Below are 19,223 nucleotides of genomic sequence, written 5' to 3'. Positions count from 1 at the left end.
CCCGCCGCTACTCCACCGTGACCGACTTCGCCAGGTTCCGAGGCTGATCCACCTCGTTCCCGCGAGCCGTCGCCAGCTCGCACGCGAAGACCTGCAACGGCACGGTCGCCACCAGTGGCTGGAGAAGCGTCGGCGTGGCCGGGATCCGGATCAGATGGTCGGCGTACGGCGCCACCGCCTCGTCCCCCTCCTCCGCGATCACGATGGTCCGCGCACCCCGGGCCCGGATCTCCTGGATGTTGGACACGATCTTGTCGTGGATCACCGAGCGCCCCCGCGGCGACGGCACGACCACCACGACGGGCAGGTCCTGCTCGATGAGCGCGATGGGCCCGTGCTTCAACTCCCCCGCCGCGAAGCCCTCGGCGTGCATGTAGGCGAGTTCCTTCAGCTTCAGCGCGCCCTCCAGCGCGACCGGATAACCGACGTGCCGCCCAAGGAAGTGGTCGGCCAGTGACCGGGCCAGCGCCCGCACCGGCTCCATCGTCTCCAGCACCCGCTCCACCTCACCGGAGATGTGCGACAGGTCCCGGATGACGGCGGAGATCTCGTCGCCCCACTTGGTCCCGCGCACCTGCCCCAGGTACAGCGCCACCAGGTAACACGCCACGAGCTGCGTGAGGAACGCCTTCGTCGACGCCACGGCGACCTCGGGCCCCGCGTGCGTGTAGAGGACCGCGTCCGATTCCCGGGGGATCGTCGACCCGTTGGTGTTGCAGATCGCGAGCACCTTGGAACCCTGCTCGCGGGCGTGCCGCAGCGCCATGAGCGTGTCCATGGTCTCCCCGGACTGGGAGATGGCGATGACGAGGGAGCGCGGTCCGAGGATCGGGTCCCGGTAGCGGAACTCACTGGCCAGCTCCACCTCACACGGAATCCGGGTCCAGTGCTCGATGGCGTACTTGGCGATCATCCCCGCGTGGAAGGCCGTACCGCAGGCCACGATGACGACCTTGTCCACCTCCCGCAGCTCGGCGTCGGAGATCCGGACCTCGTCCAGCGTCAGGGAGCCGGCCGCGTCGATGCGGCCGAGCAGGGTGTCGGCGACCGCCTTCGGCTGCTCGGCGATCTCCTTGAGCATGAAGTAGTCGTAGCCGCCCTTCTCGGCGGCGGAGGCGTCCCAGTCGATGTGGAAGGAGCGGACGTCGGCGGGGCGCCCGTCGAACCCGGTGACGGTCACGCCGTCGCGCCGCAGCTCCACGACCTGGTCCTGGCCGAGCTCGATCGCGGAGCGGGTGTGGGCGATGAAGGCCGCCACGTCCGAGGCCAAAAACGCCTCCCCCTCCCCCACGCCCACCACGAGCGGCGAGTTCCGGCGCGCGCCCACGACCACGTCCGGGTCGTCCGCGTGGACGGCCACCAGCGTGAACGCCCCCTCCAGCCGCCGGCACACCAGCCGCATCGCCTCCGCGAGGTCGGCCGTCGCCGAGAACTCCTCGGCGAGCAGGTGCGCGACGACCTCGGTGTCGGTCTCGGAGGCGAGCGCGTGCCCCCGGTCCTCCAACTCGGCCCGCAGCGCGGCGAAGTTCTCGATGATGCCGTTGTGGACGACCGACACCCGGCCCGCGTTGTCCAGATGGGGGTGCGCGTTGGCGTCCGTCGGCCCGCCGTGCGTGGCCCAGCGTGTGTGCCCGATACCGGTGAGTCCGCTCGGGAGCGGCCGGTCCAGCAGCTCCTTCTCCAGATTGACCAGCTTCCCGGCCTTCTTCGCCGCCGCCAGCCCGCCGTCCGCCAGCACGGCGACGCCTGCCGAGTCGTACCCCCGGTACTCCAGCCTCTTCAGCCCGGCCATCACGACATCGAGCGCCGACTGCGACCCCACGTATCCCACGATTCCGCACATGCGCGGCAGCCTAGGGGGCGAGGGGCACCGGAACACGGCACTTCGTGCCCGAATTCGGATATCGGAGCATCGGTGAGAACGAGCCAACCCCATTCGAGGTGTCCGAGCCGGGCAGGCACGGGCACGGGCACAGGAGCATGATCCAGGTGAGGGGATTCCAGCCCTGATCACCCCCTGGTCGGGCCCGCCGAATCCGAGCAGGCCTACCGCATCCCTAGGAACCCCATGAGTCACAGCATGTACGTCTGCCGTTTCGCCGGCGGACACCCCGCCCCCATGGACGTATCCGCGATACGCGACGTCCTCGGCCCCGTCACCGTGGGCGGACTGCCACCCACCGGCCTCCCGGAGTCCTGGGACCTCGAAGCCGGGGACGGTGGAGGATCGGAGGTCTACGGTGACGCCCTCGGGCTCACTTTCAACCGCTTCTCTCCCGGGCAGATCATGGACCGCGTCGCCGACCTCGCCCGCCGTACCGGCGCCGCCGTCCTCCCTCTTGAGTGCCCGACCGTCCTCACGAACGAGGCCGACCGGAGACACCTCCCGGAGAGCCTGCGCGCGGAAGCGGTCGTCGTGGCCCCGGAGGCCCTGACCGGCCAGGCGATCCAGCTCCTGATCTCCCCGCAGCCGGAGCCCCGCCGACGCCCCGCCCTCCCCCGGTTCCCCTACCACCCCGACCCCGTCGCCACCGGCTCCGTCACCGTCTCCGACGAGCTCTGCGCATGCTGCGGACAGGAACGCGGCTGGGTCTACACCGGCCCCCTCTACGCCGCCGACGCCCCGGCCAGCGGCGTCTGCCCGTACTGCGTCGCCTTCGGCAAGGCCGCCGAGCGCTACGACGCCACCTTCGCCGACGGCGTCGAGGGGGACGTACCCGAAGCCGTCGTGACCGCGATCCTGCGGCACACACCGGGGTTCCTCGCCTGGCAGTCCCCGACCTGGCTCACCCACTGCGGCGACGGCGCCGAGTTCCTCGGTCTCGCCGGAGCGCGGGAGCTCGAGAGGTACCCGGACGCCGTCGAGGACCTCCGCCGGCGCTGCGCCGCGCGGACCTTGCCGCCGGACGAGGTCGAGGACGTCCTCGGCTCCCTCGACAAGGACGACCAGCCCACCGCGTACCTCTTCCGCTGCCGCCGCTGCGCCACCCACCTCGCCTACGCCGACTCCACCTGACGAGTGCCGTACCGAGCCCCGCCGCCGAGCCCGCGCCCGAAGCCCGCGTGACGCACCCCACCCCCCACCCCGTTCAAACTCCGTTAACAATGGACTGTGATCTCTCCGGTCTCCCCGATGCCCCGGAGCGCCCACCGGCACAAGCCGGAGGCGACTCCCTACGTCGACCTCACCCGCACCGAGTGGAGCGCTCTGCGCGAGAAGACGCCGCTCCCGCTGAACGCCGAAGAGGTCGAGAAGCTGCGCGGCCTCGGTGACGTCATCGACCTCGACGAGGTGCGGGACATCTACCTCCCGCTGTCCCGGCTGCTCAATCTCTACGTCGGCGCCACCGACGGCCTCAGAGGCGCCCTGAACACCTTCCTCGGCGAGCAGGGCTCCCAGGCGGGCACCCCGTTCGTCATAGGGGTCGCGGGATCGGTCGCCGTGGGAAAGTCGACCGTCGCCCGTCTCCTCCAGGCCCTGCTCTCCCGCTGGCCCGAGCACCCGCGCGTGGAGCTGGTCACCACCGACGGCTTCCTGCTGCCCACCCGGGAGCTGGAGGCGCGCGGGCTGATGTCCCGCAAGGGTTTCCCGGAGTCGTACGACCGCCGCGCGCTGACCCGTTTCGTCGCCGACATCAAGGCGGGCAAGGACGAGGTCACCGCCCCCGTCTACTCCCACCTGATCTACGACATCGTCCCGGACCAGCGGCTCACCGTGCGCCGCCCCGACATCCTGATCGTCGAGGGCCTCAACGTCCTGCAGCCCGCCCTCCCCGGCACGGACGGCCGCACCCGCGTCGGTCTCGCCGACTACTTCGACTTCAGCGTGTACGTCGACGCGAGCGCCGAGGACATCGAGCGCTGGTACCTCAGCCGGTTCAAGAAGCTCCGGCAGACCGCCTTCCAGGACCCCGACTCGTACTTCAGGAAGTACACCCAGGTCTCGGAGGAGGAGGCCGTCGACTACGCCCGCACCCTCTGGCGCACCATCAACAAGCCCAACCTGGTGGAGAACATCGCCCCCACCCGTGGCCGCGCCACCCTCGTCATCCGCAAGGGCCAGGACCACAAGGTGCGCAAGCTCAGCCTCCGCAAACTCTGAGCGACGGCGCCTGTTAGAAAGGCGTCATGCTGCATCTGCGCCTGATCGCCCCGGCCGAGAAGACCGACGACGTGGTCCGCCTGATCGAGAGGACGGTCGGCACCACCCACCTCGTCGTGATGCCGGGCGCCGCCCGCGATCCGGCCGGCGACGTGGTGATGTGCGACGTGGCGCGGGAGGCGGGTGACGAACTCATCGACGAGCTGCGGAAGTTGGACCTCGACAAGACCGGCTCCATCGCCGTCGAGAACATCGACCTGTCGCTCTCCGAGCGCGCCGACAAGGCCGAGGACGACGCACCCGGCGAGGGCGTGGACGCGGTCCTGTGGGAGCACCTGACGGAGGCGACGCACGAGGAGTCGACCCTCTCCATCACCTATCTCGCGTTCATCACGCTGGCCACGATGATCGCGGCCTGCGGTGTGGTCCTCGACAACGCGATCCTGATCGTGGGCGCGATGGCGGTGGGCCCGGAGTTCGGCCCCCTGGCGGCCTTCAGCACGGCGATCGTCCAGCGCAACCCGCGTCTGGCGGGCCGCTCGGTGATCGCGCTCTTGGTGGGTTTCGTGGCGGCAATGGTCGTCACGGTGGGGTTCAGCTACTTCATGGACGCGGTGCACCTGTTCAGCGCGGCACAACTCGACGCCGAACGCCCCAACACCAACTTCATCTACCGGCCCGACTGGTTCTCCTTCGTCGTGGCCGTCCTCGCGGGCTGCGCGGGCACCCTCTCCCTGACCTCGGCCAAGTCGGGCGCCCTGGTGGGCGTGGCGATCTCGGTGACCACGGTCCCCGCTGCCGCGAACGCCGCCGTGGCCTTCAGCTACAGCGAGTACAAGCAGGCCTGGGGTTCGACTGAACAGCTCCTGCTGAACCTACTGGGCATCGTGCTGGCAGGCACTCTTACGCTGCTCTTTCAGAAGTGGCTCTGGAAACGAGCCTAGGGGCGCGGGGCTCTGTCCGACAGGCGGCTCCGCCGCGTGGGCGCGACCAGGCACAACGGACCCGCAGCCCCAACGCACAGGACCCCCACCCCGAACCCGGACATCAGCCCAACGCCGACTTCACAGCATCCGCGAGCCGCCCCGCGACAGACCGAGCCTGATCGATATCCGCCGCCTCAACCATCACCCGAACCAACGGCTCGGTACCCGACGGCCGCAGCAACACCCGCCCGGTGGCCCCGAGTTCACGCTCGGCCTCAGTGACCGCCGCCGCCAGCTCCCCGGACGTGGCGACCCGCGAGCGGTCCACGTCGGGCACGTTGATCAGCACCTGCGGAAGCCGCTCCATCACGGAAGCCAGCTCCTTCAGCGACCGCCCGCTCTGCGCGACGCGAGCCGCCAGCATCAGCCCGGTCAGCGTCCCGTCGCCGGTGGTGGCGTGATCCAGGATGATGACGTGCCCGGACTGCTCGCCCCCGAGGGCGTACCCGTGCGCCTTCATCTCCTCCAGCACATACCGGTCGCCCACCGCGGTCTGGACGAGCCGCAGCCCCTCCCGCTCCAGCGCCAGCTTGAACCCGAGGTTGGACATGACGGTGGCCACCACGGTGTCCGCCCGCAGCGCGCCCCGCTCCTTCATCGCCAGCGCGAGCACGGCCATGATCTGGTCGCCGTCCACCTCCTCACCGGTGTGGTCAACGGCCAGGCACCGGTCCGCGTCCCCGTCGTGCGCGATGCCGAAATGCGCACCGTGCTCGACGACGGCGGCCTTCAGCAGCCCGAGGTGCGTGGAGCCGCAGCCCTCGTTGATGTTGAGCCCGTCCGGCTGGGCACCGATGGTGATCACCTCGGCACCGGCCCGCGAGAACGCCTCCGGCGACACCCGGGCGGCGGCGCCGTGCGCCTCGTCGAGGACGATCTTCAGCCCGTCGAGGCGGTTCGGCAGTACGGCGATCAGATGCGCCACGTACTTGTCGAAGCCCTCGGTGTACTCACGGACCCGGCCGACACCGCCGCCGGTCGGCCGCTCCCAGGGCTCGCCGCCCTTGTGCTCCTCGTAGACGGCCTCGATGCGCTCCTCCAGCTCGTCGTCGAGCTTGTGCCCGCCGCGCGCGAGGAACTTGATGCCGTTGTCGGGCATGGCGTTGTGGCTGGCGGAGAGCATGACGCCGAGGTCGGCGCCGAGCACACCGGTGAGGTACGCCACCGCGGGCGTGGGCAGCACTCCGACGCGCAGGACGTCCACGCCGGCGCTCGCGAGGCCCGCGACGACGGCGGCCTCCAGGAACTCCCCGGACGCGCGCGGGTCCCGTCCCACCACCGCCGTCGGCCGGTGGCCCTGGAACGTACCCGCCTCGGCCAGCACGTGTGCCGCCGCGACGGACAGACCGAGCGCCATCTCGGCCGTCAGATCCGCGTTGGCGACGCCGCGCACGCCGTCCGTGCCGAAGAGTCGTCCCACTTGTCCTCCTGAGGAAGCGTCAGTTACGGAGATCATCCGATCACATGAGCCTTTGAGCGCCTTGTGCCGTTATACGCCCAGGGCTGTGATAAACGAACGCCCCGGCGGCACTGTGGCGTGCCGCCGGGGCGAACGGACGTACTACTGACTCGCGGGAACGAGCAGGTACGAGCAGAACAGGCAGCGAAGATTAACGCTTGCTGTACTGCGGAGCCTTGCGGGCCTTCTTGAGACCGGCCTTCTTGCGCTCGACCGCACGGTCGTCGCGACGGAGGAAGCCGGCCTTCTTGAGGGCGCCGCGGTTGTTGTCCACGTCGGCCTCGTTCAGCGCGCGGGCGACACCGAGACGGAGCGCACCGGCCTGGCCGGAGACACCGCCACCCGCGATGCGGGCGATGACGTCGTAGCGGCCCTCGAGCTCGAGCACCTTGAAGGGCTCGTTGACTTCCTGCTGGTGCACCTTGTTCGGGAAGTAGTCCTCGAGGGTGCGACCGTTGATCTTCCACTTGCCGGTGCCCGGGACGATCCGGACGCGGGCGATGGCGTTCTTGCGACGGCCCAGGCCGGCGGCCGGCTGCGGGTCGCCGAAGCGGGACGCGAGCGACTCCGAGGTGTACTCGCCCTCGACGGGGACCTCGGACTCGGTGGTGTAGCTGTCGATGTCGACGATCTCTTCGCCCTCGACGGGCGTCTCGACGGTGGTCTCGGCCACGATTCTCCTCAGATTCTGTTCAGTCTTAGGGGGTGGCCGGACTTACTGCGCGACCTGGGTGATCTCGAACGGCACCGGCTGCTGGGCAGCGTGCGGGTGCTGGTCGCCCGAGTAGACCTTCAGCTTCGTGAGCATCTGACGGCCCAGGCTGTTCTTGGGGATCATGCCCTTGATGGCCTTCTCGACGGCCTTCTCGGGGTTCTTCGCCAGCAGCTCGTCGTAGCGGACGGAGCGCAGACCACCCGGGTAACCGGAGTGGCGGTACGCCAGCTTCTGGGTCTTCTTGTTGCCGGACAGGTGAACCTTGTCGGCGTTGATGATGATGACGAAGTCGCCCATGTCCATGTGCGGGGCATAGGTCGGCTTGTGCTTGCCACGGAGGAGGTTCGCGGCAGTGGTAGCCAGACGACCCAGGACGACGTCCTGAGCGTCAATGACGTGCCACTGGCGAGTCACATCGCCGGGCTTGGGGCTGTACGTACGCACTTCGCAGCCTTCTTCTTCAGTGGATGGGTGCTGACACATGGCATCACTGAAGCGATCGTGCAGCTGGGGACGACAATGGCCGGGGCACTGCCCGTATGCCGCCCACTGGTAACTGCTCCAGGGAACCTAGGTAGAGGCCTCTCGCATGAGAACGAGCGAGCCAATACACAACGAAGAAGCAGGATACCCACGCCCCCACGGGCGGGTCAAAACGAGCCCTCCAGCGTACGGCCCCGCCATCCACCTGGGCAGCCGAACCGCCGGTGCCCCCGGCGGTCGCGGACATGTCACAGGTCGTCCGGTACGCCCCCGGCGTGGCCGGCGCCACATGTGCCATGGGCGCGCCCCACATCCTCACCGGCTCGAAACCGACGGCCAGGCAGAACGCCACACCAATCACCCGGAGATGTCATGTTTGGCCGTGCTTCTTCCCTGAACGCCGGGGGCTGAGGGGCTTGTTGGGACGGAGCAGTACCCCGTGTGCCCCGTCTAAGATGCGCCCCATGAGCTTTGGGCAGCAGGGGGGACCCCCGTCCCAGTGGGATCCCTGGAAACCGCAGTCGCAGCAGCCGTGGAGCAGCGGCGGGGGCGAGCAGACTCCGGACTGGGCCGCGCTCGCCGAGGCCTCCGAGATCCGCAACAAACGGCGTCGGCTGTTCTTCATCGTGGGCGGCGCGCTCGCCACGGTCGGGATCGGCACGGCCGTGGCGATGGCCGTCGTGTCGGCGAACGGCAGTGGCGACGAGGCGAACAAGCCGACGTCCTCGCTGTCGTCCGCCGCGATCCCCAGCGCCACCGGAACCGCCCCGTCGTTCGCACCCACCAGCGTCCCGCCGCCGCTGGACCCGAAGGACTTCATCGCCAGCAAGGCCAAGGACTCGGCCCCGCTCAGCGCGCGGATCCTGTACCCGGGCACCCAGCTCACCATGGGCTCGACCGTGTACAAGAAGGGCACGACCTCCGACACGAAGAACTGCGCCGCCGCGGACACCGTCCAGGCCAGCCTCGGCAAGATCCTCAACGCCAACGGCTGCACCCAGTTCATGCGCGTCAGCTACACCAAGAACGGTGTCTCGGTGACGGTCGGCGTGGCCGTCTTCGACACGGAGGCCCAGGCGGCGAAGGCGAAGGGGCAGGTCAACACCAAGAGGGACATCGTCAAGTCGCTGTCCGGCGGTGCGGTCAAGCCCTTCTGCAACTCCGCGATCTGCCGCACGACCTCGAACTCCTACGGCCGCTACGCCTACTTCACCATCGCCGGCTTCGCGAGCGGCAAGAACGTCACGGAGCAGGACACCCCGGTCTTCAGCATCGGCAACAACCTGGCCGAGTTCACCTTCCGCCAGATCCACCGTCGCGGCGAGGCCCAGGCTTCGGCGGCCGCGAGCGAGTAGCGGCACCGCCTGCCGTCTTCTCGGGGCACCGTGCCGGGCGCTCGCCGGTGCCCCGCCCTCACGCCTTCGGCAGGGTGTTCACGTAGGGCGTCCCGTCGGCCGCGAAGCCGGTCACGGCCTTCTCCGCGTCCTTGGCGGAGACCGCCTTGTCGGCCTGGTAGTACAGCCAGTCGACCTTCATCTCCCAGGCGCGCGACCCCTTGAAGGGGAGATCGATGAACCATGCGCTGAAGTTGATGGTCATCCGCTCGCGCGGGAAGTACTTCTTGCCGCTGGTGAAGAGCTTGCGGCCGTCCAGCGAGTAGACGACCTTGTCGTCGGTCGCGGTGATGACCATGGTGTGCCAGCCGCCGAGCTTCTGGTTCTGGGAGCTGGTGACCCGGTCCCCCTGGTCGCTGCTGCGCCAGCTGGTGGTGTCGAGCAGCGGCCCGTACCGGCCCCAGCCTCCGTTGGGCAGGTACTCGTAGTCGAGTTCGCTGTACTTCGGCGACTCGTGGTCGGGCGAGATGGTGAAGAAGGACTGGGAGACGTGGTCGCCGTCGGCGCCGCTCACGGGCTTGTCACTGAGGTGCACGCGGGCGACGAGGGTGCCGGTGAAGAACGTCGGCCGGGAGCTGTGGAACTCGGCCTGCCGGGTGCCTGACTCGGTGCCGTCCGTGCTGGCTCGCAACCGGAGCGCCTGTCCCGTGCCGCCGTCCCCCGCGGCGGGGAAGTCGACGCCCTGTGCCGACCAGCTGTCCTCGATGCCCGGGCCGCCTTCACCGGAGCGGGCCGCCCAGCCGTTGGCGGCGAGGGCGGGATCGTCGGGACCGGTGTAGTCGAAGTCGTCGAAGAGGACTCCGGCGGGCGGCGCGGCCACCGGCGACGCGGACGCGCCGGGGGTGCCGGGCGAGGTCTGTCCGGAGGACGGGGTGTCGCCGTCCGGTTCCTCACCCCAGACGTGCGTGCCGCCCAGATAGGCGGTCACCAGCTTGGACTCCTGGTAGGTGGTGTCCTCGGCATCGAAGGAGCGGTCGTCCGCCTGGTTCAGCTTCTCGTGGTCGACGCGGTAGAGCTGGATCCCGATGCCCTCGGTCGTCCCGCCGGGCTTCAGGGTGCCGGCCGCCTCGGTGAAGCCGATGAGCAGGTAGTGGTCGGCCTTGGGCGCGGGGTCCTCCGCGGCGACGGTCCTCCCGGTGATGCGGGAACAGCCGAGGGACGTCTGGACGCAGTTGGACCCGTACGCGGTGTCACCGTCCGCCGTGTAGTAGTACCGCAGGGTGACGTCACTGAGCTTCACGGTCCGGTCGGACGTGTTGATGACTTCCAGCCAGGGTTTCGCCACGCCCGTCCTGGCGGGAGCGTCCGTCCGGTAGCGGACGGTGAGGACGGGAGAGGATTCGGCCGACCGCCACCAGGAGTAGAGCACGGTGCCACCTGCGACGAGCAGGCCCACCACGAGAACAAGTACGAGCGCGTTGCGTCCCCGAGGGGACGATGAGCGGCGGCGGCGGGTCACGAAAGGCCCCAGAGTCTATCGGTGAACATCGCAGCGCATCCTAGGCACATCTTCACCAGATGTTCTTTTCTGCAGCTTCATGTGTGACCTTGAACACGACCACCATCGGAGCCATCGCTACCGATTGCCGGAATTATCAGCCTTTACCACACGAAGAGGGCGCGAGAGAGCCCTCGGGCGCCATCTCGCGCGCCCACGCGGGCGCGTTCACTGCCTGGATGACCATGGGTCGGGCGGACATTCGTGCGGTATCTTCCCCAGAGTTTCGCGGTGCTCGCACAACGGTGGGGTCGTTGTGGAGACGCTTGGGGTGGGGAGAATCGTTTTGTCAGGCACGATTGCGCGCGAAGAGCGCGCGGATTCGGCGCGCGCTGCGCGCAGCCGCCATCGAAGAGGCCGCGGTGCCTACGAAGGCGCCGTCGCGACCACGGACACGATGCTCTACGAGACCGTCGTCCTCGTTCCCGCGCGGAACGAGGAGGTCGGGGTACTCACTTCCCTGGAATCGCTGGCCGGGCAGACTCGGCGGCCGGACCTCATCATCGTGGTCGTCAACAACTCGACCGACCGCACCGAGGACTTCGCCCGCACCTTCGCCGACGACCCGCGCACTCCGGCGACCGTCGTCCTGACCCTCGACGACAACCCGCACAAAAAGGCCGGTGCCCTCAACTACGGTCTGCACCGGCTCCGGGAGCACGTGGGCGGCCGGCTCAACGGCCGGGTGGGCCATGTCCTCGTCATGGACGCCGACACCGAACTGCACCCGAGGTTCATCGAGCGGGCCCGCAACGTCATCGCGTCCGACCCCGAGCTCGGCGGCGTCAGCGCCGCCTGCCTCGGCCGTACCGACCTGTGGCGCAATCCCTGGCAGCGGTACCTGCTCGGCATGCAGATCATCGAGTACGGCCGGGCCGCCAACGCGCGCTACCGCAAGGACGTCCACACGATGTCCGGCGCCGGCTCCTTCTACCGCGCCGAGGCCCTTCAGGGCCTGATCGACTGGCGGGGCGAGGTCTTCTGGGAGGACCACCGCAACCTGGTCGAGGACTACGAGACCACGCTGGCGCTCAAGGAGTCCGGCTGGAAGGTGACCGCCAACCAGCTCTGCATCGCCTACACCGACCTCATGCCCACGCTGCGCGAGCTCATCCAGCAGCGGGAGCGGTGGAGCCGGGGAACCGTCGACACACTGCGTCGCCGCGGCTGGACGAAGTTCACCTGGCACTCGATCAGCACGATGATCATGGGGCTCATCGGCATCGCGTACATCTGCGTCTGGGGCGCTCCGCAGCTCGCCGTGGCGGCTCAGCACGGCTTCTCCCAGCACCCCCTGCTGTTGTCCCTCTTCGCGTTCTGGATCGTCTATCCCGCATTGCGCGTACGAAACCTCGGTTGGAAGGCGATGCTCGTCGAGGCCGTGCTGATCCCCGAGCTCGTCTACACCGTCGTGCGGGGATACTGGCTCGTTTCGTCCATTCTGAAGTCCTATGTGACTCGCGTGTCCGCCTGGAAGTAGGCGGGGGAGAAAAATGAACACCCTCAGGGGGTTGGGTGCCTGCGCGATTCTCGCCGGCATCGCCTACGCCGTGACCAAGGTGACGGACTTCGACCAGTTCGTGCTGGCCATCACGGTCACCATCGTCACCGCCAGTGTGATCACCTATCTGCTGTCCCTCAAGCGGCGCCGCCACGACCGCCGGGCGGCCCAAGGACGGAGCAGGTCCCGACGGGCCGTTTCGTGACGTCACCGGCGCACGGGGCCAGAGGCACTGCCGCGCAGAACCTCTGGCCCACTCCCACCGCCAGGCTCGTCAACCGCAGCATCCCGCGGTAGGCAGCGTCCGCCGGTTCCGCGCCTCCTTGTTCCGCGCCGCCAGCAAGTCGTCGGCCGGATACCCGACCTCCTCCAGGGTCAGCCCGTGCGGCCGTACGACATGGACCGCCGAGTCCCGTACGCCGGCGGCCAGCACCTTGCCCGGCCAGTCCGGGCCCCGGTGCCCGTCCCCCACGAACAGCAGCGCCCCGATCAGCGAGCGCACCATGTTGTGGCAGAAGGCGTCGGCCCGCACGGTGGCGGTGACGATCCCGTCGTCACCGCGCACCAGGCTCAGCTCCTGGAGCGTGCGGATGGTCGTCGCACCCTCACGCCGCTTGCAGTACGCGGCGAAGTCGTGCTCCCCGAGCAGCCGGGCCGCCGCCTCGTTCATGGCGTCGACGTCCAGCGGCCAGTCGTGCCACAGGACGTGTCCGCGCAGGAGCGGGTCGACGCCCCCGGGATCGTCGGTGACGCGATAGGCGTACCGCCGCCAGATCGCGGAGAACCGCGCGTTGAACCCGGCCGGGGCCTCCCGCAGCGACCACACCCGCACATCCTTCGGCAGCCGCCCCGCCAACCGCTTCAGCAGCTTCTCCCGATGCTCCCCCCACAGCTCCTCGGGCAGATCCACATGCGCCACCTGCCCCCGCGCGTGCACCCCCGCGTCGGTCCGTCCCGCCACGGTCAGCTCGTACGTCACGTCCTTGGACCGGGTGACCGTCCGCAGCGCGTCCTCGATCTCGCCCTGTACGGTCCGCCGGCCGCCGGCCTGCTTGGCCCATCCGGAGAAGTCGGTGCCGTCGTAGGAGAGGTCGAGGCGGACACGGACCTGACCGGGCTGTACTTCGTCGCTCACCCCCCGATCCTCTCAGGAACGCGGAACGGGCCCGCCCCGAGGGGCGGGCCCGCGCTGCGGACGGTCAGTGCCGGCCCCTCGGGTTCAGCACGATCGTGCCGGAGTCGTTCGCCGGGTTGCCCTCGTTCGGCATGGTGTACGCGAAGAACGCCCGGCCGGTGGCGTTCCTGATCACCTCGTCGACGCGGAGGCCGAAGGTGAAGGTGCGGGAGGCGTCCTCCAGGATCGGGGTGTCGATGGAGCAGAGGTAGTCGCCCTCGGCGCCCTCCCAGTCGGCGGCCCGGCAGCTCTCGGGGGCCGTGGTGGTCGTGGTTCCCGGCGGAAGGTCGACCCAGAAGGAGATCGGCTCGCCGCCGGAGCGGAGGATGGCCAGCCAGGCGGGGCCGTGGTTGGCGAAGCCGACGTCCACCGACACCGTCTGCCCCTTGCGGGCCCGCAGCCGCTCACCGGTCAGGTCGAGGTCGAAGGTGTTCTTCGTCGGGAAGTCCATCTCCGCGTTCCGGGTGTAGCCCGCGGGATCGGCGTCCGGCAGCCGCACCAGCCCCAGCTCGGGCCCGGTGCCCGCTCGGTAGTCGCCCTCCGCCAGCAGCTTCCCGACCTGGTCGGCGGGGACCGCGCTGAAGGAGTAGGACATCACGTCGTAGAGGGCGAAGCCGGCCGTCTCGATCGGGAAGGGAGAGCTCAGCCCGTACGCCGTCTGCGCGGCGAACTCGCTGTCGAAGACGCAGAGCGCCTTGGAGCCTCCGCGCAGGTCGTCGGGGTCGCGCGGGTCGTACCAGCAGTTCGAGAAGGTGCTGGGGAAGGAGAGGCCCCGGCTGCCGTAGATCCGCAGCACGACGCCCTTGCCGCCCAGCCCGCCCAGGTTGCGGAAGCCCAGCGGGGCCTGGAAGGTGTCGCCCGCCTTGAAGCCCTCGGGCTCGGACAGTTGCCTCATCCGCAGCTCGGGACCGCCGACCAGCACGTCCACCGTGTGCCCGGTGAAGGCCAGGCCCTCGCCCGCGGCCGTGACCTCGATGGTGCCGAAGTCTCCCGCGGCGCTCTCGTCGGTCACGTCGAGTCTGATGCCGCCCAGGTCGTTGTAATCCTGGCCGGCGTAGATCTCGTAGTCGTGGCAGGTCGCGACCAGCCCGTCGACGGAGCAGCCCTGCCACCCGCCGAGGCGGGAGAAGTCGACGGCCGCGACACCGGCCAGGGAGCTGGCGTCCACCGTGACCGTGTAGTCGCCCTGGTGGATCGGATAGATGACCCCGTTCTCGTCCGGCACGGGCTCGCCGGGCGCCCGCAGTCCGAGCTCGATCTGCGGCTCGCGCGGCTCACCCGGCTCACCGGGATCCGGTTGCAGCGAGAGGTTCACGTTGTCGGGGCCGGTGACGGAGACCGGCAACGGCTCCTCCTGGGCCCGCGCGGGCCCGGCGAGCGCGCCGGCGGCCAGGGCGGCCAGCGCGAGAGCGGAGACGGTACGCCGCACGGCGGCGAGACTGGTCATGGAACCCCCCGTGACTCGGACATCAGGCGCACCGGATCGGCGACGCCGTATGCATGACCTGTGAGTCCGCTGTGAGGTTGCGGTCCCTTTGCGCCACAACGCGAACGGGCCCGCTCCTCGAAAGGAACGGGCCCGCAATCACGCCAGGGGCGCGGAACGCTTACGCGTCCTTGGACTCCTCGGCAGCGTCCTCCGCCTCGGCGTCCTTGGTCGTGTCGACCTTGGTCTCCTCGGTGGCCGGGGCGGCCTCGGCGTCCTTGGCGGCACGCTTGGTGGCGGCCTCGGCCTCGCCCGTGGCCTCCTGCGCGACCGTCAGCGCCTCGACCAGCTCGATGACGGCCATGGGCGCGTTGTCGCCACGACGGTTACCGATCTTGGTGATGCGGGTGTAGCCACCGGGACGGTTCTCGTAGCGCGGGCCGATCTCGGTGAAGAGCGTGTGCACGACGCTCTTGTCCGTGATCACCTGAAGCACCTGACGGCGGTTGTGAAGGTCGCCCTTCTTGCCCTTGGTGATCAGACGCTCGGCGTACGGACGCAGCTTGCGCGCCTTCGCCTCGGTGGTGGTGATGCGGCCGTGCTCGAAGAGGCTCTTCGCGAGGTTCGCGAGGAGCAGCTTCTCGTGCGCGGCGCTGCCGCCCAGACGGGCACCCTTGGTGGGCTTCGGCATGGTGTTTCTCCTAGATGTCTGCCCCGGCCGTATCAGGTACCGGGGTCAGTATCCGAGCGAGCGGGTTTGCTCGTCGGAGACCCCGCGCCCCAAGGGGCGCGGGGAACTGCGCGACCAGCCACAGCGGGCCGGCAGCCAGGAACCGGCAGTCGGTCCCGAGCTCTTAGTACTGCTCGGTCTCGACGAACCCGGCATCGGCGTCGTCATCCGCGCCGAAGGCATCCGCGGCGGCGGTCGGGTCGAATCCGGGCGGGCTGTCCTTCAGGGCCAGGCCCATGCCGGCCAGCTTCGCCTTGACCTCGTCGATGGACTTCGCGCCGAAGTTGCGGATGTCCAGGAGGTCGGCCTCGGAGCGCGCCACGAGCTCACCCACGGAGTGGATGCCCTCACGCTTGAGGCAGTTGTACGACCGAACGGTGAGCTCCAGCTCCTCGATCGGCAGCGCCAGATCGGCGGCGAGAGCGGCGTCCGTGGGGGACGGGCCCATGTCGATGCCCTCGGCGTCGATGTTCAGCTCACGGGCGAGACCGAACAGCTCGACCAGGGTCTTACCGGCGGAGGCCATGGCGTCACGGGGACGCATCGCCTGCTTGGTCTCGACGTCGACGATCAGCTTGTCGAAGTCGGTGCGCTGCTCGACACGGGTCGCCTCGACCTTGTACGTGACCTTGAGCACGGGGCTGTAGATGGAGTCGACCGGGATACGGCCGATCTCCTGGCCCACCTGCTTGTTCTGCACGGCGGAGACGTAACCGCGGCCACGCTCGACCGTGAGCTCCATCTCCAGCTTGCCCTTGCCGTTGAGCGTGGCGAGGACGAGGTCGGGGTTGTGCACCTCGACACCGGCCGGGGGCGCGATGTCGGCGGCGGTGACCAGACCCGGGCCCTGCTTGCGCAGGTACATCACGACCGGCTCGTCGTGCTCCGAGGAGACGACCAGCTGCTTGATGTTGAGGATCAGGTCGGTGACGTCCTCCTTGACGCCCGGCACGGTGGTGAACTCGTGCAGGACGCCGTCGATGCGGATGCTGGTGACAGCAGCGCCGGGGATCGACGACAGGAGGGTGCGGCGGAGGGAGTTGCCGAGGGTGTAGCCGAAGCCCGGCTCCAGCGGCTCGATCACGAACCGGGAGCGGAACTCGTCGACGACCTCTTCGGTCAACGAGGGACGCTGAGCGATCAGCATGTGAATCCTTCAGTTCAGGGGCACCCACTATTTGATGCCCTGAGGCCGTCAGGCAGAGCCTGACGGTGGTGTTTCAAGGGTACGGGCGGTACGGCCCTTTACAGAGCCGTACCGCCCGAAACCGCAGCCGGTCGAAGCGACCGTGACGTCAGACGCGACGACGCTTCGGCGGACGGCAGCCGTTGTGCGGGGTGGGCGTGACGTCCTGGATCGAGCCGACCTCGAGGCCGGTGGCCTGGAGGGAGCGGATCGCGGTCTCACGGCCGGAGCCGGGACCCTTGACGAACACGTCCACCTTGCGCATGCCGTGCTCCTGCGCGCGGCGGGCGGCCGACTCGGCGGCCATCTGCGCGGCGAAGGGGGTGGACTTGCGCGAGCCCTTGAAGCCGACGTGGCCGGCGGAGGCCCAGGAGATCACGTTGCCCGAGGGGTCCGTGATCGAGACGATCGTGTTGTTGAACGTGCTCTTGATGTGGGCGTGCCCGTGAGCGACGTTCTTCTTTTCCTTGCGGCGCACCTTCTTGGCAGCGCCCTGACGACCCTTGGGGGGCATCTACAAACTCCTACGGGGAGGTGGTCGGTCCTACAGCGAAGACCGCTGATGAAGCGTTGTCCGCTGAGGACTACTTCTTGCCCGGCTTCTTCTTGCCGGCGATGGCGCGACGCGGGCCCTTGCGGGTACGAGCGTTCGTGCTGGTGCGCTGACCGCGGACGGGCAGCCCACGGCGGTGGCGCAGACCCTGGTAGCAGCCGATCTCGACCTTGCGGCGGATGTCGGCCTGGACCTCGCGACGGAGGTCACCCTCGGTCTTGAGGTTGGCGTCCACGTACTCACGAATCGCGACGAGCTCCTCCTCGGAGAGGTCGCGAACGCGGGTGTTCGGGTTGATGCCGGTCTCGGCCAGCGTCTGCTGAGAAAGGGTCCGGCCGATGCCGAACACGTAGGTCAGGGCGACCTCCACGCGCTTGTCGCGCGGGATGTCAACACCGGAAACGCGTGCCACTTCAATGGCTCCTGGTGATCTTCGGAGGTCTTCCGCAGAACCGGTTCCCAGCCGCCGTACCAGGTACGAACTGGGTCCCCGGCCTCCGAACCGGGGGTGTCAGACGAAGCACGTCTGGGCTCTGCGTATGAACATATTCAGCTTGCGTCGCGCGAATCCCTGCGAGAGCAGAGGGTTCGGTCCTGCGTCAGCCCTGGCGCTGCTTGTGGCGCGGGTTCTCGCAGATGACCATGACCCGACCGTGACGGCGGATCACCCTGCACTTGTCGCAGATCTTCTTGACGCTCGGCTTGACCTTCATGGGATTGAGGTTCTCCGGGTCAGTGCCACCACCCCGCCGCAACGGGATGCGGGCAAGATCTACTTGTACCGGTAGACGATCCGGCCACGCGTCAGGTCGTACGGAGACAGCTCCACCACGACCCGGTCGTCAGGGAGGATACGGATGTAGTGCATACGCATCTTTCCGCTGATGTGAGCCAGGACCTGGTGGCCGTTCTGGAGCTCGACCTTGAACATGGCGTTCGGAAGAGACTCGACGACAGTGCCCTCGATCTCGATGGCACCTTGCTTCTTGGCCACGCTTCGCCCTTCGAATCGACTACCTTGATCGACTCCCCTGCATTTCCCTGAAGGGCGCATGCGGACATGCGGGTGCACGAGAGCCGACGAGTCAGTCTACGTCAGGGGCCTCAGAAACACGAATCGAGGATTCATGCCCCGAGAAGGAGATCCTTAAGCCAACGGGTCCGGAGCCGCGACGACCCCGTGCTCCGCGAGTTTCGCCTTGCCGCCGTCGGGAGCCGTGAGCACCAGCGGGCCCTCGTCGGTCAGCGCCACCGAGTGCTCCCAGTGGGAGGACCACGTGCCGTCCGTCGTGATGACCGTCCAGTCGTCCGACAGGACCTCCGTCCTGGGCGTGCCCAGGGACACCATCGGCTCGATCGCCAGGCAGAACCCGGTGACCAGCTTCGGCCCCTTCCCACGGCGCCGGTCGACGTAGTTCAGCAGGTGCGGGTCCATGTGCATCTCGGTGCCGATGCCGTGGCCGCCGTAGTCCTCGATGATCCCGTAGCGGCCGCCGCCCGGCTTCGGCTGGCGGCGGATGTACGTCTCGATGGCCCGGGAGACGTCGACGAGCCGGTTGCCCTGCTTCATCGCCGCGATGCCGGCCCACATCGACTCCTCGGTGACCCGGGAGAGCTCGATCAGTTCGGGGGCGTGGCCCGAGCCCACGAACGCCGTGTAGGCCGCGTCCCCGTGCCAGCCGTCGATGATCGCGCCGCAGTCGATGGAGATGATGTCGCCGTCCTTGAGGACGACCTCGTCGGACGGGATGCCGTGGACGACGACCTCGTTCACCGAGGTGCAGATCGTCGCCGGGAAGCCGCCGTAGCCCAGGAAGTTCGGCTTGGCGTCGTGCTCCGCGAGGACCTTGCGCGCGACCTGGTCGAGATCCCTGGTCGTGGCCCCGGGCACCGCGGCCTCTCGGGTCGCCGCGTGGATGGCGGCGACGACCAGCCCCGCCTCGCGCATCTTGGCGATCTGCTCGGGGGTCTTGATCTGCACCATGCGGCGGGAGCCTTTCGAAGGAGGAGGGGACG

Annotated in this window: 20 protein-coding genes; 6 read left to right on the top strand and 14 right to left on the bottom strand. The window is 68.8% G+C overall.

The features are described from left to right. Positions 1–7: 7 nt before the first annotated feature. A complete protein-coding gene (gene glmS / locus ABZ098_RS07170) occupies positions 8–1,843 on the bottom strand; it encodes a glutamine--fructose-6-phosphate transaminase (isomerizing) (protein ID WP_356588082.1) in 1,836 nt (611 codons plus the stop codon). A gap of 225 nt (positions 1,844–2,068) precedes the next feature. Between glmS and ABZ098_RS07165 the strand changes: the two genes are divergently transcribed. From ABZ098_RS07165 to ABZ098_RS07155, 3 genes are all read left to right on the top strand, one after another. After that, entirely contained in the window at positions 2,069–3,016 is a 948-nt protein-coding gene (locus ABZ098_RS07165; protein WP_356588080.1) for a CbrC family protein, read from the top strand. Between the two features lie 117 nt (positions 3,017–3,133). Next, positions 3,134–4,102, top strand: coding sequence for a type I pantothenate kinase (coaA, locus tag ABZ098_RS07160; RefSeq protein WP_356588078.1), 969 nt, complete (start codon positions 3,134–3,136; stop codon positions 4,100–4,102). 26 nt (positions 4,103–4,128) lie between these two features. Beyond that, a complete protein-coding gene (locus ABZ098_RS07155) occupies positions 4,129–5,046 on the top strand; it encodes a DUF389 domain-containing protein (RefSeq protein ID WP_356588076.1) in 918 nt (305 codons plus the stop codon). 103 nt (positions 5,047–5,149) lie between these two features. Here ABZ098_RS07155 and glmM read toward each other — a convergent pair whose 3' ends face one another. From glmM to rplM, 3 genes are all read right to left on the bottom strand, one after another. Continuing rightward, the gene (gene glmM / locus ABZ098_RS07150) at positions 5,150–6,508 is read right to left on the bottom strand and encodes a phosphoglucosamine mutase (protein WP_356588074.1); all 1,359 of its coding nucleotides are present in this window, start codon (positions 6,506–6,508) and stop codon (positions 5,150–5,152) included. A gap of 190 nt (positions 6,509–6,698) precedes the next feature. Then, positions 6,699–7,220 (bottom strand): 30S ribosomal protein S9, encoded by a 522-nt coding sequence (gene rpsI, locus ABZ098_RS07145; RefSeq protein WP_123762524.1) that lies wholly within the window; start codon positions 7,218–7,220, stop codon positions 6,699–6,701. A gap of 42 nt (positions 7,221–7,262) precedes the next feature. Continuing rightward, the gene (gene rplM / locus ABZ098_RS07140) at positions 7,263–7,706 is read right to left on the bottom strand and encodes a 50S ribosomal protein L13 (protein WP_356588072.1); all 444 of its coding nucleotides are present in this window, start codon (positions 7,704–7,706) and stop codon (positions 7,263–7,265) included. A gap of 503 nt (positions 7,707–8,209) precedes the next feature. On the opposite strand from rplM, the gene ABZ098_RS07135 reads away from it, so the two are divergent. Next, the gene (locus ABZ098_RS07135; RefSeq protein WP_356588070.1) at positions 8,210–9,100 is read left to right on the top strand and encodes a hypothetical protein; all 891 of its coding nucleotides are present in this window, start codon (positions 8,210–8,212) and stop codon (positions 9,098–9,100) included. 58 nt (positions 9,101–9,158) lie between these two features. Here ABZ098_RS07135 and ABZ098_RS07130 read toward each other — a convergent pair whose 3' ends face one another. Next, positions 9,159–10,538, bottom strand: coding sequence for a cellulose binding domain-containing protein (locus ABZ098_RS07130; RefSeq protein ID WP_356588068.1), 1,380 nt, complete (start codon positions 10,536–10,538; stop codon positions 9,159–9,161). A gap of 496 nt (positions 10,539–11,034) precedes the next feature. Between ABZ098_RS07130 and ABZ098_RS07125 the strand changes: the two genes are divergently transcribed. Together ABZ098_RS07125 and ABZ098_RS07120 are read left to right on the top strand one after the other, a co-directional pair. After that, on the top strand, positions 11,035–12,117 hold the full coding sequence (locus ABZ098_RS07125; RefSeq protein WP_356588066.1) for a glycosyltransferase family 2 protein: 1,083 nt from the start codon (positions 11,035–11,037) through the stop codon (positions 12,115–12,117). 13 nt (positions 12,118–12,130) lie between these two features. Next, entirely contained in the window at positions 12,131–12,343 is a 213-nt protein-coding gene (locus ABZ098_RS07120; RefSeq protein ID WP_356588064.1) for a hypothetical protein, read from the top strand. Between the two features lie 69 nt (positions 12,344–12,412). Here the strand turns inward: ABZ098_RS07120 and truA are convergent, their stop codons facing one another. The 9 genes from truA to map all read right to left on the bottom strand — a co-directional run bounded on the left by truA (position 12,413) and on the right by map (position 19,191). Next, positions 12,413–13,273 (bottom strand): tRNA pseudouridine(38-40) synthase TruA, encoded by an 861-nt coding sequence (gene truA / locus ABZ098_RS07115; RefSeq protein ID WP_356588062.1) that lies wholly within the window; start codon positions 13,271–13,273, stop codon positions 12,413–12,415. A gap of 64 nt (positions 13,274–13,337) precedes the next feature. Further along, a complete protein-coding gene (locus ABZ098_RS07110; RefSeq protein WP_356588060.1) occupies positions 13,338–14,759 on the bottom strand; it encodes a hypothetical protein in 1,422 nt (473 codons plus the stop codon). A 160-nt stretch (positions 14,760–14,919) separates the two neighbouring features. Beyond that, complete coding sequence (rplQ, locus tag ABZ098_RS07105) at positions 14,920–15,429, bottom strand: 50S ribosomal protein L17 (protein WP_356588058.1); 510 nt, start codon at positions 15,427–15,429, stop codon at positions 14,920–14,922. Between the two features lie 163 nt (positions 15,430–15,592). Then, entirely contained in the window at positions 15,593–16,615 is a 1,023-nt protein-coding gene (locus tag ABZ098_RS07100) for a DNA-directed RNA polymerase subunit alpha (protein WP_003966937.1), read from the bottom strand. 148 nt (positions 16,616–16,763) lie between these two features. Further along, positions 16,764–17,168, bottom strand: a complete 405-nt coding sequence (gene rpsK / locus ABZ098_RS07095) for a 30S ribosomal protein S11 (RefSeq protein WP_003956432.1) — start codon at positions 17,166–17,168, stop codon at positions 16,764–16,766. A gap of 70 nt (positions 17,169–17,238) precedes the next feature. Then, positions 17,239–17,619 (bottom strand): 30S ribosomal protein S13, encoded by a 381-nt coding sequence (gene rpsM / locus ABZ098_RS07090; protein ID WP_356588056.1) that lies wholly within the window; start codon positions 17,617–17,619, stop codon positions 17,239–17,241. 187 nt (positions 17,620–17,806) lie between these two features. Beyond that, the gene (gene rpmJ, locus ABZ098_RS07085) at positions 17,807–17,920 is read right to left on the bottom strand and encodes a 50S ribosomal protein L36 (protein WP_003998809.1); all 114 of its coding nucleotides are present in this window, start codon (positions 17,918–17,920) and stop codon (positions 17,807–17,809) included. 59 nt (positions 17,921–17,979) lie between these two features. After that, positions 17,980–18,201 (bottom strand): translation initiation factor IF-1, encoded by a 222-nt coding sequence (infA, locus tag ABZ098_RS07080; protein ID WP_003948620.1) that lies wholly within the window; start codon positions 18,199–18,201, stop codon positions 17,980–17,982. 153 nt (positions 18,202–18,354) lie between these two features. Next, positions 18,355–19,191, bottom strand: a complete 837-nt coding sequence (gene map, locus ABZ098_RS07075; RefSeq protein ID WP_356588054.1) for a type I methionyl aminopeptidase — start codon at positions 19,189–19,191, stop codon at positions 18,355–18,357. Positions 19,192–19,223: the final 32 nt, after the last annotated feature.

Origin of the sequence: Streptomyces sp. NPDC006335, assembly GCF_040612795.1 — a bacterium.
Taxonomy (GTDB): domain Bacteria; phylum Actinomycetota; class Actinomycetes; order Streptomycetales; family Streptomycetaceae; genus Streptomyces.
Note: the sequence above shows the minus strand (reverse complement) of the source record. Positions and strands in the feature narration are given on the sequence as shown.